Origin of the sequence: Ligilactobacillus animalis, assembly GCF_009933595.1 — a bacterium.
GTDB classification, from domain to species: Bacteria; Bacillota; Bacilli; order Lactobacillales; family Lactobacillaceae; genus Ligilactobacillus; species Ligilactobacillus animalis.
Genome location: NZ_CP047141.1, coordinates 436,179 through 451,931 on the forward strand (window position 1 = coordinate 436,179; position 15,753 = coordinate 451,931).

Genomic DNA, 15,753 nt, shown 5'->3' on the forward strand with positions numbered 1-15,753 from the left:
GAAATAAAGATAATATCAAAGCAACAAAGATAACTAAATATTTAAAGACGTTGATGAGAAGAGTAGTCTGTTGGAGTAGATAGACAGAGACCCTCGGTTGCTGAAAAGGGGGATCGAAAGAAGAGATGAAGATGAGCTCGGAGTCTGATCGTTGGTGCAAGCTTGCGGTCCGTTTTAATGCGATATAATTTGAGACTACTGATTTAGAGTTAGTAGTTGATGAGTCTACTTTTGTGAAGAAGTAGAAAAATAAGGTGGTACCGCGAGTTTTCGTCCTTTTAGGGATGGAAGCTTTTTTTTTGCCCTAATTTTAAAATTAACGATGAGAAAGTAGTGATCAAATGATTGAATTTAAGCAAGTTTCAAAGACTTTTGCGACTGCCAGTGGTCAAGTTGATGCGGTCAAAAATGTTGACTTGACCATCAACGCGGGCGAAGTTTACGGGATCGTCGGTTTCTCTGGCGCCGGTAAGAGTACATTAGTCCGCATGTTGAATGGCTTGGAAACACCGACCAGTGGTGAAGTGATTATCAATGGTAAGCGGATCGACAATTTAAAAGGCAAAGAGTTACGTGATCAAAGAAAGAAGATCGGTATTATTTTTCAACATTTTAACCTCTTGTGGTCACGAACTGTTTTAGAAAATATTGAATTTCCGCTTGAATTAATAGGTGTCGCTAAAGAAGAACGCCACAAGAAAGCTAAGCATTTAGCAGATCTAGTTGGTTTAGGTGAACGGATCAACGCATATCCTTCCCAACTTTCTGGGGGCCAAAAGCAACGGGTCGGGATCGCACGTGCGTTAGCGACCGATCCAGACATTTTGATCTCGGATGAAGCGACCAGTGCGCTTGATCCTCAAACGACCGATGAAGTTTTAGATCTACTCGATGAGATCAATGAAAAACTTAATTTGACGATCGTGATCATCACCCATGAAATGCATGTTATCCGTCGTTTAGCCGATAAAGTTGCCGTGATGGAAAATGGCCAAGTGATCGAGGAAGGCCCCGTATCAGAAGTCTTCACACATCCAAAAGAAGAGTTGACCAAACGCTTTGTCAGTGCTGAAGTTGATACCAAACAAACAACTGATGTCAAACAAGTTGTCGCTAACTTGCTTGAGAAAAATCCACAAGGTAAGCTAGTTGAGCTCAAGTTCCACGGTCAACAAGTTGAACGCCCTGTGATCAATGAATTGAGTAAGAATTTCCCTGAACTAGAGATCAGTATCTTAGAGGGTTCGATCCATCAGTTAGCGGATAAAGGGACGATCGGTTCATTATTCGTTCAATTAGTGGGACCAGTTGAACAGATCAAAGAAGCGTTGACTTTATTAGAAAAGCTTGAAGTGGAAGCGAAGGTGATCGAACATGGATAGTCAAGGTTTAGCATCATATTTTGAATTTAAAAATGTGAATTGGCCCGATCTTTGGGCCGCCACTTGGGAAACAGTCTGGATGACCGTTGTTTCGGTGGCAATTGTAGCAATTTTAGGATTGTTATTAGGTCTGTTGCTTTATGAAACATCAGATAGTAAGAGTTTTGCAGTTAGAGCTTTAAATTGGATCGTGGCATTGTTCGTCAATGTTTTCCGCTCGATCCCCTTTATCATCTTGATCGTCTTGTTACTCCCAGTTACTCAGGTAATTGTAGGGGCGATCACGGGTGCTAAAGCAGCGATCCCATCGTTAGTCATCTCAGCCGCTCCGTTTTATGCTCGCCTAGTTGAGTTAGCCTTCCATGAAGTTGATGGGGGCGTGATCGAAGCCGCTGATGCGATGGGAGCAACCAAATGGCAGATCGTTTACAAAGTTTTGATCCCTGAAAGTCTACCAGCTTTAGTTTCTGGGATCACAGTCACAGCGATCTCATTGATCGGATACACTGCTATGGCCGGTGCGATCGGAGCTGGTGGTTTAGGACAGTTAGCCTACACTGACGGGTTCCAATCTTACAACAATGCGATCACTTTAGCTGCTACAGCGGTGATCGTGGTCATCGTCTTTGTCTTCCAATATCTAGGCGACTTTTCAGTTCGCAAGATCGACAAGCGTTAGTTAGTAATTATAAAAAATAAACATTTATGGAGGAGATCACTATGAAAAAAGGTATCAAGCATTTATTAGGTATTACAGTTGCAGCCACAGCCCTACTTTTAGGGGCAGCCAACACAGCTAAAGCAGACACAACTTTGACCGTCGGGGCTTCAGCGGAACCACATGCTAAGATCTTAGAACATGTGAAACCTGAATTGAAAAAACAAGGCGTTGATCTAAAAGTTAAAGTTTTTAATGACTATATCTTGCCAAACAAGGCTTTAGCTAATAAAGAATTGGATGCTAACTACTTCCAACACGTACCATTTTTGGATAACTGGAACAAGAAAAATAAAGGGACTTTGATCAATGTTGGTGGTGTTCACCTTGAGCCGATCGGGGTCTACTCCAAGAAATATAAGAGTCTAAAAGACTTACCAAAGAACGCAACAGTTTATGTTTCAAGTAATGTGGCTGACTATGGTCGTGTCTTACAGATCTTTAAAGATGCTGGATTGATCACCTTGAAGAAAGGGACAAACTTGACGAGTGCAACCTTTGAAGATATCAAAACTAACAAGAAAAATATCAAGTTCAAGCACACATTTGAAGCTAAATTGATGCCTAAACTTTATGAATCAAACGAAGCTGATGCAACAGTCATCAATGCTAACTATGCAGTTCAAGCTGGGATCGATCCTACTAAGAAGGCGATCGCATTAGAAAAGAAGAATTCACCTTATGTAAATATCATTGCTGTTCGTAAGAGTGAAAAGAACAACAAAGCGGTCAAGAAATTAGTCAAAGTACTTCAATCCAAATCAACTCAAAAATGGATCGAAAAAGAATTTGACGGCGCTGTGATCCCAGCAACTAAATAATTGCCCTAAAGCACCTAGGTTTATTCGTCTAGGTGCTTTTTGTTTAAAAAAATGATATGATTATCTATAAGTAGAAACGAGACTGGACTTTGACTGTTACTGTGATAGAGCTGTGGGAGCCAGAATCAAACAAGATAACTATTTTTTGAATGGAGATGGAGTTAATATGTCTAGTGGTCAGGCGATAACGAATCTGATCATCATCTTGATTGTTTTTTATTTTGCTGCTTTCTTTGTGGCGGCTGAGTTTGCGATCGTATCAGTACGTAAAAGTGCGATCGAAAGTGCGTTAGAGAATGGAGAAGGAAACCAACGGAAGCTTAAATTAGCCTTAAAGATGGTCACCAACATGAATGAGTATCTTTCAACGACCCAGGTCGGGATCTCGACAACAGGGATCATTTTAGGTTGGATCGGGGCTGATACCTTGACTAAGATCTTGACGGATGTTTTAGGTTTCATGCCGATCAACCATGCGACAACTGTGGCGATCAGTGCGATCTTAGGGGTCGTGATCTTAACGTATCTTGAAGTGGTCGTGACCGAGATCGTGCCTAAAAATATCAGTATCGATATGCCATTAAAAGTGATGATGTTCATTGTAACGCCACTGCATTACTTCCACGTGGCATTTTACCCATTTGTGTGGTTGCTGAACGCCTCAGCTTCCGGGATCGTGCGCTTAGTCGGATTAAAACCAGCTGGTGAAGGTCAGGATGTCTTATCGCAAAGTGAGATCTTGAGTATTTCACGTAATGCGGTGACTGGTGGTGCGATCGATAAAGATGATTTTGTATATATGCAACGTGCTTTTGAATTCAACGATAAGGTCGCTAAAGATATCATGGTCGACCGGACGAGTTTAGAGGTCGTTGATATCACAGATACAGTACATGATGTGATCGAAAAGTATCTGCATAAAAAGTATACGCGTTATCCAGTGGTCGCTAATAACGATAAGGATAAGATCTTGGGGTATGTCTATATCTATGATATGGTCCGTCAAGCTCAAGTCGATGATACAGTTCGGGTAAGTAAATTGATGCGGACGATCATTACCGTCCCAGAGGTCACTCCGATCCAAAAATTACTGCAAAGTATGGTCCAAAAGCAAACACCGATCGTAGTTGTGTTAGACGAATACGGTGGAACTAGTGGGATCGTAACTGACCGTGATATCTATGAAGAACTATTTGGCACGGTGCGTGATGAAGCTGATGATGTGATCCAAGAAGATATCGTGGATAACCATGATGGGACCTATCGTGTTTCAGGGAAGACGACTCTTTATGATTTCCAACGCTTCTTTGATTTCTATACCAATGATTTCCAAGAAGCTGAAAGTGTAACGATCGCAGGTTATCTTTTGGAAAATTATAAAGTTGAATTGGGGACCGTCATTACGTTGGGCGACTTTGACATCAAAGTTACCGATTTTAGCCGAAACTATATCGAATGGATGGAAGTCAGCCCCCACCAAGAAACTGAAGAAAAAACCGAGAGTTAAACAATGAGAAGAGATCAAGGAAAAACTTGATTTCTTCTTTTTTAAAATCTAAAAAGTTGCTCAAAATATAGTTTGATGAGGTGATCTAATGATAAAAGTAGCAGCTGCTGTGATCGTTTCAGAGGGCAAGATCTTAGCTGCCAAGCGGAAAAATGAACGTCTTGGCGGAGGCTTTTGGGAATTCCCTGGTGGTAAACTCGAACCCGGAGAAACACCAAAGCAAGCTTGTCAAAGAGAAGTTGCCGAAGAACTAGGTGATCAGTGTGAAGTGTTGGAGCGGATCGATGTTTCCCGGCATTTTGAGACGCCGTATGGTGAGTTAGAGATCGATTTCTTTTGGACAAAACTAAAGACATATAATTTAAAATTGGTGGCTGCTAGTGAGTACCGGTGGTTGACACCAGAGCAACTGGAAAGTGTTACTTGGCTCAAGCCCTCTGAACCAGTTCTAGAGGTCATCAAACAAACAGATCTGAGGAAATTTGAATGAGTGAAGAATTTAAAAATGCGATCTTAGCTGGTTTATATGACAGCAAATATGCACCTAAGTTAGATGGGCCAGTGCCTAAATTATTGACTAATCAACCGACCGAGACATTGTGGAGTCACTTACAACAAGAATTATTGACGTGTGATCATTTTGTCCTAGCGCCAGCCTTTTTGACCGTTGATATGTTAGTGCCACTAAAAGCTGTTTTGGCCCGTATAGCCAAAAAAGGTGTGACCGGAACGATCTTAACGGCTGATTATTTGGGATTCAATGCGCCCGCTGTGTTTACGGAGCTGTTGAAGTTACCCAATGTTACGACTAAGATCGTGACTAAGGAAGCTTTCCATATGAAAGGTTATTTCTTTTGGCATGGTCCACAGCAAACAGCTTACGTAGGAAGTGCTAATTTTACGCGAAATGCTTTATTGAAAAACTGTGAATTGACTTTACGGGTGACTAGTGCAGAACAAGCTGATTTTACGCAACAATTAGCGCAGATCTTGAAGCGACTAGCTGAAGATGCAATTGATCTGACTACTGACTGGATCGTAGCTTATCAAGCACGCTACCGTCCACCAGTGAGACCAGCTGCTACCAAAAAAGAAAAACTGCTACCTAATCGAATGCAAAAAGAAGCATTACTGCAATTGGCTAATTTACGAGCTCAGGGCAGTACTAAGGGATTAGTCGTTTCAGCTACGGGAACGGGGAAGACTTACTTAGGTGCTTTTGATGTTAAAGCTTATGCCCCTAAGCGCTTTTTGTATGTCGTTCATCGTGAACAGATCTTAGAAAAGACCAAAGCTAGTTTTCAAAAAGTCATCGGCGGTCCAGCCAGTGATTTTGGCACATATTCTGGTAAAAAGCATGAAACTGAGGCTAAATATTTATTTGCTACAGTCCAATCACTGGCTAAAGACGAAGCCTTAGCTCAATTTTTGCCGACTGAGTTTGATTACATCTTGTTTGATGAAGCCCATCATTTAGGGGCACCTATTTTTCAAAAAGTGATGGATCATTTTACGCCGGCCTTTTGCTTAGGGATGACCGCAACGCCAGAACGCATGGATGATTTCAATGTGTATCGTAGCTTTGATTACAATCTAGCCTATGAGATCTCATTGGATGAAGCTTTGACGGCTGAATTATTATGTCCATTTGACTATGTAGGTGTGACTGACTATGAATATGAAGGCGAAATGATCACCGAAAAGACACCGCTCAAGCAGTTAGCTGCACCTGAGCGTGTTGCCCATATTCTAAAGCAATTAGAATATTATGGTAGTACTAAAAGTCGGGGGGGCTTAGTTTTTTGCAGCCGCCAACAAGAAGCAAGAGCGCTGGCCGAAGCCTTTACAGCTGCTGGGTATCCGAGTCAAGCCTTGACCAATGAAGATAGTGTTGCTAAAAGAGAACAAGCCGTTGCCTGCTTAGAAAGGGGTGCCGTAAAATATTTGATCTCAGTTGATATCTTCAATGAAGGGATCGATATTCCCTGTGTCGATCAGATAATTTTGTTACGCGATACGCGTTCAAAGATCGTCTTTACCCAACAATTGGGCCGGGGATTGAGATTATTTCCCGGGAAAACGAGCGCATTGATCTTAGATTTTATCGGTAACTACCAAAACAACTATCTGATCCCCCAAGCTTTGACAAATGATCGTTCTTTGAATAAAGATCGTTTGGTCGCTGACTTAAAAGAGCAGGTCGTCTATGGCCTATCCACGATCAATTTTGATGAGATCGCCTATCAAAAGATCTTAGCTGTGATCGCTAGAACTAAACTTGATTCACTTAAGCACCTAAAAGAAGCTTATTTTGAATTATCCCAAAAATTAGGGCGCATACCGATGCGACGCGATTTTTATCAGAGCAGTCAACTAGATCCGCAGATTTTTACGCAAGGTAACACCTTAGTCAGCTATGCCGATTTTTTGGATAAGCTAGGTGTAAAGCAAGAACTATCGCATTACGCTAAACAAGTTATCGCTTTTCTAGAAAAAGAATTGATGAATGGAATGCGTAAACATGAACTATTGCTGTTACAACAATTATTGATAGCCGAAGTGACGCAAGCTGACTATTGCGAACGCTTGACTAAAGCGGGATGCTATGTGGATGATGCGGTCTTGGACTCGGTAAATGCGATCTTGTCACTGCGCTTTTTTGAAGTCAAAGCAGGCAAGAAATTACGCTCTGAAACCTATGGTGCTAAACCTTTGATCGTACTTGAACAAGGTAAATATCGTCTAAGTAGCGCATTTAGTGAAGCATTGTTGCAGCCAGCATTTAAACAACACGTTGTAGATATTATTGAAACGGGGCTTTTGCTGAGTCAAGCTTATCAGGCGCAAAAGCGTTTTACACTGTATCAAAAATATACGCGTAAAGATGTATGTCGCTTGTTAGATTGGCCTAAGGATATCAGTGCCCCGCTCTATGGTTATCGTGTGGTCGATGATGTGTGCCCGATATTTATCACCTACCAAAAAGAAAAGCAGGGTTATCAAAATGTCTTGACAGATGACCGTGCGATCCGCTGGTATACGCGAAGCCCTAGATCATTAGCGTCAAAAGAGGTAGAAGAACTTTTAGCAGGTGTTAAAACTGGGGACCCATATGTTAAGTTGCCACTCTTTATCAAGCCAAGTGATGCTTTTGGTGCTGAATTTTACTATGTAGGGGAAGCTAAGATCATCGCTAAAAGTGTACGCGAAGTTGAACTAGGTACTAAAAATAAACCTAAAAAAGCAGTGGCGATGGATCTGCTCTTTGAACAGCCACTGCCGCTTGAAATGCTGGAAAAACTCCAGGCGTTTCCAGTAGATCCCGAAGATTAGAAAAAAATTTCGGTAAAATTAAAGATTTTTCCAAAAAATAAGGTGAGAAAAACTTGCAATTGTAAAGATTTTTTTGTAAATTATAATACAATATAATAATTTAAAACAAAGGAGAGTTTACGATGTCCAATTGGGATACTAAGTTTACAAAAAAAGGTTTAACGTTTGATGACGTGTTATTGATACCGGCAGAAAGTAATGTTTTGCCAAATGAGGTCGATTTGAGTGTTCAGCTCGCAAAAAATTTGAAATTAAATATCCCAATCATCAGTGCTGGTATGGATACAGTTACTGAATCTTCAATGGCGATCGCAATGGCTCGCCAAGGTGGTTTAGGTGTTATCCATAAAAATATGACGATCGAACAACAAGCAGATGAAGTCAACAAGGTAAAACGCTCTGAAAGTGGCGTTATCATTGATCCATTCTTCTTGACACCAAAGCACACGGTAGCTGAAGCTGAAGGCTTGATGGCTAAGTATCGTATCAGCGGGGTGCCGATCGTTGAATCCATGGATAGTCGTAAATTCTGTGGGATCATCACAAACCGTGACATTCGTTTTGTGTCTGATCACAATGTTGAGATCGGTGCAGTTATGACCAAGGGCAACTTGATCACTGCACCAGAGGGAACCTCTTTAGAAAAAGCTGAAGCGATCTTACAACAACATAAGATCGAAAAATTACCGATCGTCAATGAAGCTGGCGAATTAACTGGTTTGATCACGATCAAGGATATCGAAAAAGTGGTCGAATTCCCAGATGCCGCTAAAGATGAACATGGGCGTTTGTTAGTTGCTGCCGCTGTGGGGGTAACAAGTGATACATTTGAACGTGCAACTGCATTATTGAATGCTGGGGCTGATGCTTTAGTCATTGATACAGCTCATGGCCATTCAGCTGGTGTTATCCGCAAGATCAAAGAGATCAGAGAACATTTCCCAGATGCAACTTTGATCGCCGGAAACGTAGCTACTGCTGAAGCCACACGTGCATTGTTTGATGTCGGTGTTGATGTCGTTAAAGTTGGTATCGGACCAGGCTCTATCTGTACAACACGTATCGTTGCCGGGGTCGGTGTTCCACAATTAACAGCGATCTATGATGCTGCTAGTGTAGCGCGTGAATATGGTAAAACGATCATTGCTGACGGTGGTATCAAGTATTCAGGTGAGATCGTCAAAGCGATCGCCGCTGGTGGGAATGCTGTTATGTTAGGTTCAATGTTAGCCGGAACTGATGAAGCACCCGGTGAAACGATCATCTACGAAGGTCGTCGTTTCAAGACATATCGTGGTATGGGTAGCTTAGGCGCAATGGATTCAACACACGGTTCATCTGATCGTTACTTCCAAAGTGGGGTCAATGAAGCTAACAAGTTAGTTCCAGAAGGGATCGAAGGCCGTGTTGCTTATAAAGGTAGCGTAGCCGATATTATCTACCAAATGGATGGTGGTCTACGTGCTGGTATGGGTTACGTAGGCGCAGCTGACTTGAAAGATCTAAACGACAATGCTCAATTTGTTCAGATCACAGGTGCTGGATTACGTGAATCACATCCACACGATGTTCAGATCACAAAAGAAGCGCCAAACTATTCAACTCGTTAATTTAAAAGCCTAAAAAAAAACGCCGTTACTGGCGTTTTTTTTAGGCTTATTTTTTTTGAACTAATTGTCCGTCCGTCAGTTCATAGATCTTGTCGGCTTGTTCGATCAAGCGAAGATCATGCGTTACAGTAATGACGGCTTTATTTTGTTGCTTAGCTAAGGCTTGTAAGATCGTACCAACTTTTTTGACGCGCTGACTATCGAGCGCAGCCGTTGGTTCATCGGCTAAAACGATCTCCGGGTCAGTGTAGAGCGCCCGGGCGATCGCAGCGCGTTGACTTTGACCACCGGAAAGTTCATTGGGATATTTATCTTTGAGTTCAGCGATCTCAAGGTGAGCTAACAGCCGTTCAAGTTCGGCTGGACTTAGATTGCCCGTCTTTTTGACGCGATCGACCAGTTCAAACTGTTCTTTGAGCGTTAAATAAGGAACGAGATTATGAGCTTGTAAAACAAAACCGATCTGATTCAAGCGGAGTTGTTCTCTTTCTTTGTTGCTATAGGTAGCGATCTCTTTTCCATTGATCAAAACAGAGCCACTACTAGGACTTAAAATGTTACCGGCAATTGTTAAAAAAGTACTTTTCCCTGAACCAGAAGGCCCTAAGATCAAGACAAATTCACCTTTATCAGCTGAAAAATCGATATCTTTAAGGGCATGAACTTTAGCTGAACCACTGCCAAAATATTTGTTAACATTTTTAAATTCAATTACTGACATAAAATCAACCTCCGATCGCTTGGGCTGGATCGATCCGCAAGATCGCTCTGACTGGGATCAAGGAACCCAAAACTGATGTTAAAACGAGTCCGACAGAAACTAGACTTAAGAATTTTAGATCAAAAGTCATCGGAACATTTGCTGGGATCACCAGGGCGGTAGCTAAGGTCAGCAAAGCTCCAATGATCAAGCCTGTAACGACTAAGATAAAAGATTGCCCGATCGTATTTTGGATTAAGACTTTGTTATCGATCCCTTGGACCCGCAAGACTGCGTAGTTGGGGAGTTTTTGGATCGTGATGATATATAAGAAAACGGCGATCACGATCAAAGAGATGATCATCAAAAAAGCGATCATAAAGGTAAAAGTGCTATTTTGAGCACTGTAGCCAGGTAATTTATCGATCAAAGCTTGTTGTGTGGCCACTTGCAGTTGCGGATCAGTGACTTTAAAATCAGGATCTTTGGATAAGACCCCGCTGGCAGCAAAGTTAGGACCAACGTTTTTTAGTTCAGACCAAGCAGTTAGTGAACCATAGACAACGGGTAAAACATTTAACTTGGCATTTTTTATAAAGCCAGTGATCGTATAGGGTGTTGTTTGGGAGTTGAAATATACTTTATCTCCAAGTTTATAGCCGTCATTTTTGAAACTATCATCGACGACGACTTCTTGCTTAGTTTTGGGAAGATGCCCCGAGCTTGCTTTTAATTGTTGATAGACGAACTGAGATCTCTCTAGCCCAACAAATGTAGCCGAGAGTTTTTGGCGTCCCTTTTCTTTGACAATGATGGGGGCTTGTCCGATCACGGCTTCATTTTTAGTCAATTTAAGTTCGTTTATCTGCTCTTTTGTGAGCAGTGATTGACGCAAATTGACATCGGCATCACGGTTCAAGGCGATCTTTTCAAAATCCCAACTTTTGATCGCATAAGTATTTTCGTGCGCCAATCCGAGCGCAAGACCGGTCAGGATAAAGACGAGATAGCTGATCAAAACGACCATCGCGATGATCAATGAATAACGGATCTTTTCATGTTTGATCTCTTTTAGTGCTAGATACATAGTGAAACTTCCTTTCTTAGTTATCTAGGGGAGAAAGCAAGGCAATGCTTTTCTCCAAGCGCTCAAGATAGAGTTCTTTATTTTGCGGGTCATTTAAGGCTTCTCTTAAGGCTTGATGGCTCAAAGTCGCTAACGCCCAGCGAGTAGCAGAAAGGCTAGGGTCGGCAAAAGCTAAAGGTAATTCATTTACAGTCAAATGTAACTTGAGCAGATCGTAATAGGGGCTTTTTAGTGAAGCCGTGATAAAAGCGCGCGTTGCGTTGAGGAGCGCTTGCGGTGAACTTGACTTAAGATCGGCATGGATATCAACTAGCGCTAAGTGGTAAAGATAGTCATAAGCTTCGTTTAAGTCAGTGAAATATTTGTAAAAAGCCCCGCGCGCGATCTGAGCATCTTTGACGATCCGGGCGACTTGGGCGTCTTTTAGTGGATAAGTGGAAAATTCCGTCAAGAGAGCAGCATTGATGCGCTCTTTTTTTTCAGGGGCAAGATTTTTGAATGTCGGTGAAACCATAGTGTACCTCCTTAAAAGTATAAAAGTAATTTACGCTCTAAGCATAACAATAAAGTGACACGTTGTCAACGTTGGGTAAAATAAAAAAGCTATGTCGCAACATAACTTTTGAAAAACTAGATCCCAAATGTCCCACCGTGAACTTTAACAACGTTTGAAGCGATGATAAAAGCATCGGGATCAATATCATGGATCGCAGCTAGTAATGGACCGTAGCTTTGATTGTCGATGACCGCCATCAATAATTCTTTTTCGTTAGCTGAATAACCACCACGAACATTGAAGATCGTCATGGCATGGTCTTCAGATTCGAGCATTTTTTTGATCTCAGGGAGTTTAGTTTGACTCATCACTTGGATCTGATATTTGTGGTCAAGACCAGCTTCGGTATAACGCATGACGATCGAGGTGATGACCAGTGAAAATGAAGCCATGAAAAAGGCATTCAAACCGGAAACAAAGATATTAAAAAAGGTGACTAGCATATCGATCGCTAAAAGTGAAAACGCAGGATTGATATGGAAATACTTTTTAAAGATCATCGGTGGAACAGTTGTCCCGCCACTGGAAGCGTTGATCCGATAAAGGGCAGCTACCCCGAGCGCAAAGACGGCTCCGCCAACGATCACGGCTAATAGATCATCTTCAATTATCTTTTGACTGGGAGTGATATACATTAACAGTGGTAAAAGGAAACTACCATAGATGATATTTTTAACAGTCTTTTTGTCGAGCAATAACCAAGCAGCTAAGATCATCAGTAAATTGATGAGTAAAACTGTCAACGAGCGATTGATCCCAAAAGTAGCGTCTAACAAGATTGCAAGTCCCGTTGCTCCACCGGCCGCAATATTGATCGGGGCATAGAAGAAGTTGACTGAAATGGCAATCAATTCTAGCGCAATGACTAAAACGAGCCAATAAAACCAAGGTGTTTGGACTAATCTTTTTTTCACGAATATTCCCCCGTATTTATTTGATAATACAAGTTTAACGTATTCAAGAAAAAATAGCTATATTTTTTAAAATATAAATTTTTGTTGCTTTATTTCTAAGCGTAAGTCGCCTGGTGGAAAGGTAAATGTTTCTCCATTAACTTGAATGATCTGGGGGGCAGTAGTGGTCAGTTCAAGCTGTTTAGTTATATAGAAGCTAAGTGAGCGGGCCTGAAGATGATAAGTTCCGGGTAAAAGCATCAATAAAAAGATGCTTAAGAAATTTAATAAATTCTTTTTTTCGATCACGACCAAGGTAAGGTTTCCATCATCTAATCGTGCTTTGGGGAAAAGCTCAACACCACCGCCAAAATACGGTTGATCAGTGATCGTACACAAAAAGGCATGTGAAAAATTTTTAGCTGGAAAATCCGGCGATACCACCGTCACTTCGAATGCTTTTTGGCGTCTGAGCGCTTTGAAAAAACAAGCAGCATAGGCGAATTTACCTAAGTGTAATTTATTTAGCTGCTTTTTTAAACGTGAATTATTCGTCATTTCGACGATCCGGGCATCAAAGCCAAGCCCTAAATTATTTGAGAAAACACCAGTATGATTTGAAGTCTTAAAGTATCCTAGATCAAGCGTATGGGGCGTTTTTTGAGCTAAGAGCTGAGCTAAAGATTTGTTGGGGTCGTTAGAGATCTGAGCGGCTTTGGCAAAATCGTTGCCAGAGCCACAGGGGATGTATCCTAAAGTAACATCTAATTTGGTGGGAAAGGCTACGGCATTTAAGGAGTGATAAAGCGTACCATCACCACCTAAGATCACAAAGATAGTAGTTGGCTTTAGCTGTGCTTGCCGGCGTAGGTGCTGTTTTAGATCTGTACTTGATGTGGTCAAATAGTAGCTATACTTTACATTTAGTTGGTGTAATTGCTTTTGTATTTTAGGCCAACTTTTCCGAGCGCATCCATTGCCAGCACAGGGGTTGATAATAAAATGATGCATAAAAAGCCTCCAAATTAAGGTTCTTGATAAGTATACCTTAATTTGGAGGATCAATGTTTATTTTTTATCTTTCAATAAATCACGAATTTCAGATAAAAGTTCGATCTCTGGTTCTGGACCAGTCTCTTCAACTTCTTCTTCGACTTTCTTAGGCATAACTTTATTGACTGCTTTAACGATCAAGAAGACAACAAAAGCAATGATCAAGAAGTTGATCACGGCGTTCAAGAAGACCCCAAATTTGAAGGTCGTACCGCCGATCGCAAGTTGAAGATCAGAAAGGTCGATTTTACCGAGGAATAACCCGATAAACGGATTGATCAAGTTAGTAACAAGTGAGTTAACGATTGCAGTAAATGCGCTACCGATGATAACCCCGACAGCTAAGTCTAAAACATTACCTCGGCCAATAAATTCTTTAAATTCCTTTAACATTAATTTCACCTCCAGTACAAATTGGTTGCAATCAAGATATTTTTAAGTTTAGCTAATATATCTAAATAAAACAAGCTAAAAGCCTTGAAAAAATTCAACTTTTGTCTGGAGTGAATTATGTATAGATGCAAAAATATAACAAATTAGTTTTTAAACTTTAATATGAGTTTAATTTGGGGAATAGGACTTGAATTTTAAATATACATTAGGGTAGAATTAGAAATAGAATTTGAGCAGCAGAAAGTCAAACGTAGATGCCACCAAATACTACGATCTTCAAGAAAGGAAAAACTATTAAAGTCTTTCAAAATACAGTAATGTATTTTTCTACGTTTATTTAATAGTAGAGATAAGAGATGGGATATGTCGATGAAGTTTTAGCACGTGTAGCAAAGCAAAATCCAGAACAAGCTGAGTTCAAGCAGGCGGTCGAAGAGGTTTTAGAATCGCTTCGACCAGTGATCGAGCGCGACGAGGAAAAGTATCGTAAGCAAGCGATCTTGGAACGTTTGACCACCCCTGATCGGCAATTGCTTTTCCGGGTCGCTTGGGTCGATGATGCAGGTCAAACACAAGTCAATAATGCATATCGAGTTCAATTCAACAATGCGATCGGACCATATAAGGGTGGTTTACGGTTGCACCCTTCAGTTGACCTAAGTATCATCAAGTTTTTGGGCTTTGAACAGATCTTTAAAAATGCTTTGACTGGCTTACCAATTGGTGGCGGTAAAGGTGGGTGTGACTTTGATCCTAAGGGAAAATCAGACCGCGAGATCATGGCATTTTGTCAAAGCTTTATGACTGAACTAGCTAAATATATCGGGGCTGATATGGACGTACCAGCTGGTGATATCGGAACTGGGGCACGTGAGATCGGCTATCTTTTCGGCCAATACAAGCGCTTAAAGGGTGTCTATGAAGGTGTCTTGACGGGCAAAGGACTCGAATACGGTGGTTCTTTAGCCCGAACAGAAGCGACAGGTTACGGTTTATTGTATTTGGTCGATGAATTACTAAAAGATCACGATCAAAGTCTACGTGGTAAAACAGTAACTGTTTCAGGTGCCGGTAATGTGGCGATCTATGCGATCAAGAAAGCGCAAGAACTTGGCGCTAAGGTTGTAACTTGTTCAGATTCGACCGGTTGGGTCCATGATCCAGCGGGGATCGATGTCGCTTTATTACAAGAAGTAAAAGAAGTTAAACGGGCGCGTTTGACAGAATATGTGGCCAAGCGTGCTTCGGCTAAATATCATGAGGGACATGGTGTTTGGAGCGTTAAAGCTGATGTAGCGCTACCGTGTGCGACCCAAAATGAATTACATTTGGCTGACGCAAAACAGTTAGTCGAAAATGGGGTCCTAGCTGTGGCAGAAGGGGCTAACATGCCAACGACCTTAGAAGCAACAAAATACTTACAAGAGCATGGTGTTTTATTTGTTCCTGGTAAAGCGGCTAATGCTGGTGGAGTCGCTGTTTCAGCGCTGGAAATGAGCCAAAACTCAGAACGTTTGAGTTGGACCTTTGAACAGACGGATGAAAAATTAAAAGAGATCATGCAAAAGATCTATCAAAATATCAAACAGGCTGCTAAAGAATACGGCTATGAAGATGATTTTGTTTTGGGAGCTAATATTGCGGGCTTCAAGAAAGTCGCTACAGCAATGGAAGCACAAGGTATCTATTAATGAAACGAT

At 41.4% G+C, this 15,753-nt stretch carries 14 protein-coding genes; 8 read left to right on the plus strand and 6 right to left on the minus strand.

Features of this window, described 5'->3' with window-relative positions; all coding sequences use genetic code 11:
* The first annotated feature begins 341 nt into the window (after positions 1–341).
* The 7 genes from GSR62_RS02020 (at position 342) to guaB (ending at position 9,371) form a co-directional block, all read left to right on the plus strand.
* The gene (locus tag GSR62_RS02020; RefSeq protein ID WP_010688485.1) at positions 342–1,382 is read left to right on the plus strand and encodes a methionine ABC transporter ATP-binding protein; all 1,041 of its coding nucleotides are present in this window, start codon (positions 342–344) and stop codon (positions 1,380–1,382) included.
* Positions 1,375–2,061 carry a methionine ABC transporter permease gene (locus GSR62_RS02025; RefSeq protein ID WP_010688483.1) on the plus strand — a complete coding sequence of 229 codons (687 nt, stop codon included), beginning with the start codon at positions 1,375–1,377 and terminating at the stop codon, positions 2,059–2,061. Before GSR62_RS02020 ends, GSR62_RS02025 begins: the two co-directional genes overlap by 8 nt.
* Before the next feature lie 41 nt (positions 2,062–2,102).
* Entirely contained in the window at positions 2,103–2,921 is an 819-nt protein-coding gene (locus tag GSR62_RS02030) for a MetQ/NlpA family ABC transporter substrate-binding protein (RefSeq protein ID WP_066023492.1), read from the plus strand.
* 166 nt (positions 2,922–3,087) lie between these two features.
* Positions 3,088–4,428, plus strand: coding sequence for a hemolysin family protein (locus tag GSR62_RS02035; RefSeq protein ID WP_066023491.1), 1,341 nt, complete (start codon positions 3,088–3,090; stop codon positions 4,426–4,428).
* Between the two features lie 88 nt (positions 4,429–4,516).
* Complete coding sequence (locus tag GSR62_RS02040; protein WP_005917899.1) at positions 4,517–4,918, plus strand: (deoxy)nucleoside triphosphate pyrophosphohydrolase; 402 nt, start codon at positions 4,517–4,519, stop codon at positions 4,916–4,918.
* Positions 4,915–7,761: a DUF3427 domain-containing protein gene (locus GSR62_RS02045; RefSeq protein ID WP_066023490.1), complete on the plus strand. Its 2,847-nt coding sequence runs from the start codon at positions 4,915–4,917 to the stop codon at positions 7,759–7,761. Before GSR62_RS02040 ends, GSR62_RS02045 begins: the two co-directional genes overlap by 4 nt.
* A gap of 122 nt (positions 7,762–7,883) precedes the next feature.
* Positions 7,884–9,371, plus strand: coding sequence for an IMP dehydrogenase (gene guaB / locus GSR62_RS02050; protein ID WP_010688477.1), 1,488 nt, complete (start codon positions 7,884–7,886; stop codon positions 9,369–9,371).
* Positions 9,372–9,417: 46 nt separating this feature from the next.
* Here guaB and GSR62_RS02055 read toward each other — a convergent pair whose 3' ends face one another.
* From GSR62_RS02055 to mscL, 6 genes are all read right to left on the minus strand, one after another.
* Positions 9,418–10,092 carry an ABC transporter ATP-binding protein gene (locus GSR62_RS02055; RefSeq protein ID WP_066023489.1) on the minus strand — a complete coding sequence of 225 codons (675 nt, stop codon included), beginning with the start codon at positions 10,090–10,092 and terminating at the stop codon, positions 9,418–9,420.
* A 4-nt stretch (positions 10,093–10,096) separates the two neighbouring features.
* Positions 10,097–11,158 (minus strand): ABC transporter permease, encoded by a 1,062-nt coding sequence (locus GSR62_RS02060; protein WP_066023488.1) that lies wholly within the window; start codon positions 11,156–11,158, stop codon positions 10,097–10,099.
* A gap of 16 nt (positions 11,159–11,174) precedes the next feature.
* The gene (locus GSR62_RS02065; protein ID WP_010688472.1) at positions 11,175–11,672 is read right to left on the minus strand and encodes a TetR/AcrR family transcriptional regulator; all 498 of its coding nucleotides are present in this window, start codon (positions 11,670–11,672) and stop codon (positions 11,175–11,177) included.
* A gap of 116 nt (positions 11,673–11,788) precedes the next feature.
* Complete coding sequence (locus GSR62_RS02070; RefSeq protein WP_066023487.1) at positions 11,789–12,628, minus strand: YitT family protein; 840 nt, start codon at positions 12,626–12,628, stop codon at positions 11,789–11,791.
* 66 nt (positions 12,629–12,694) lie between these two features.
* Positions 12,695–13,618, minus strand: coding sequence for a diacylglycerol/lipid kinase family protein (locus GSR62_RS02075; RefSeq protein WP_066023486.1), 924 nt, complete (start codon positions 13,616–13,618; stop codon positions 12,695–12,697).
* Positions 13,619–13,675: 57 nt separating this feature from the next.
* Positions 13,676–14,053 (minus strand): large-conductance mechanosensitive channel protein MscL, encoded by a 378-nt coding sequence (gene mscL, locus GSR62_RS02080; RefSeq protein ID WP_010688464.1) that lies wholly within the window; start codon positions 14,051–14,053, stop codon positions 13,676–13,678.
* A gap of 356 nt (positions 14,054–14,409) precedes the next feature.
* Between mscL and gdhA the strand changes: the two genes are divergently transcribed.
* Positions 14,410–15,744, plus strand: coding sequence for an NADP-specific glutamate dehydrogenase (gene gdhA, locus GSR62_RS02085; RefSeq protein ID WP_035448421.1), 1,335 nt, complete (start codon positions 14,410–14,412; stop codon positions 15,742–15,744).
* Positions 15,745–15,753: the final 9 nt, after the last annotated feature.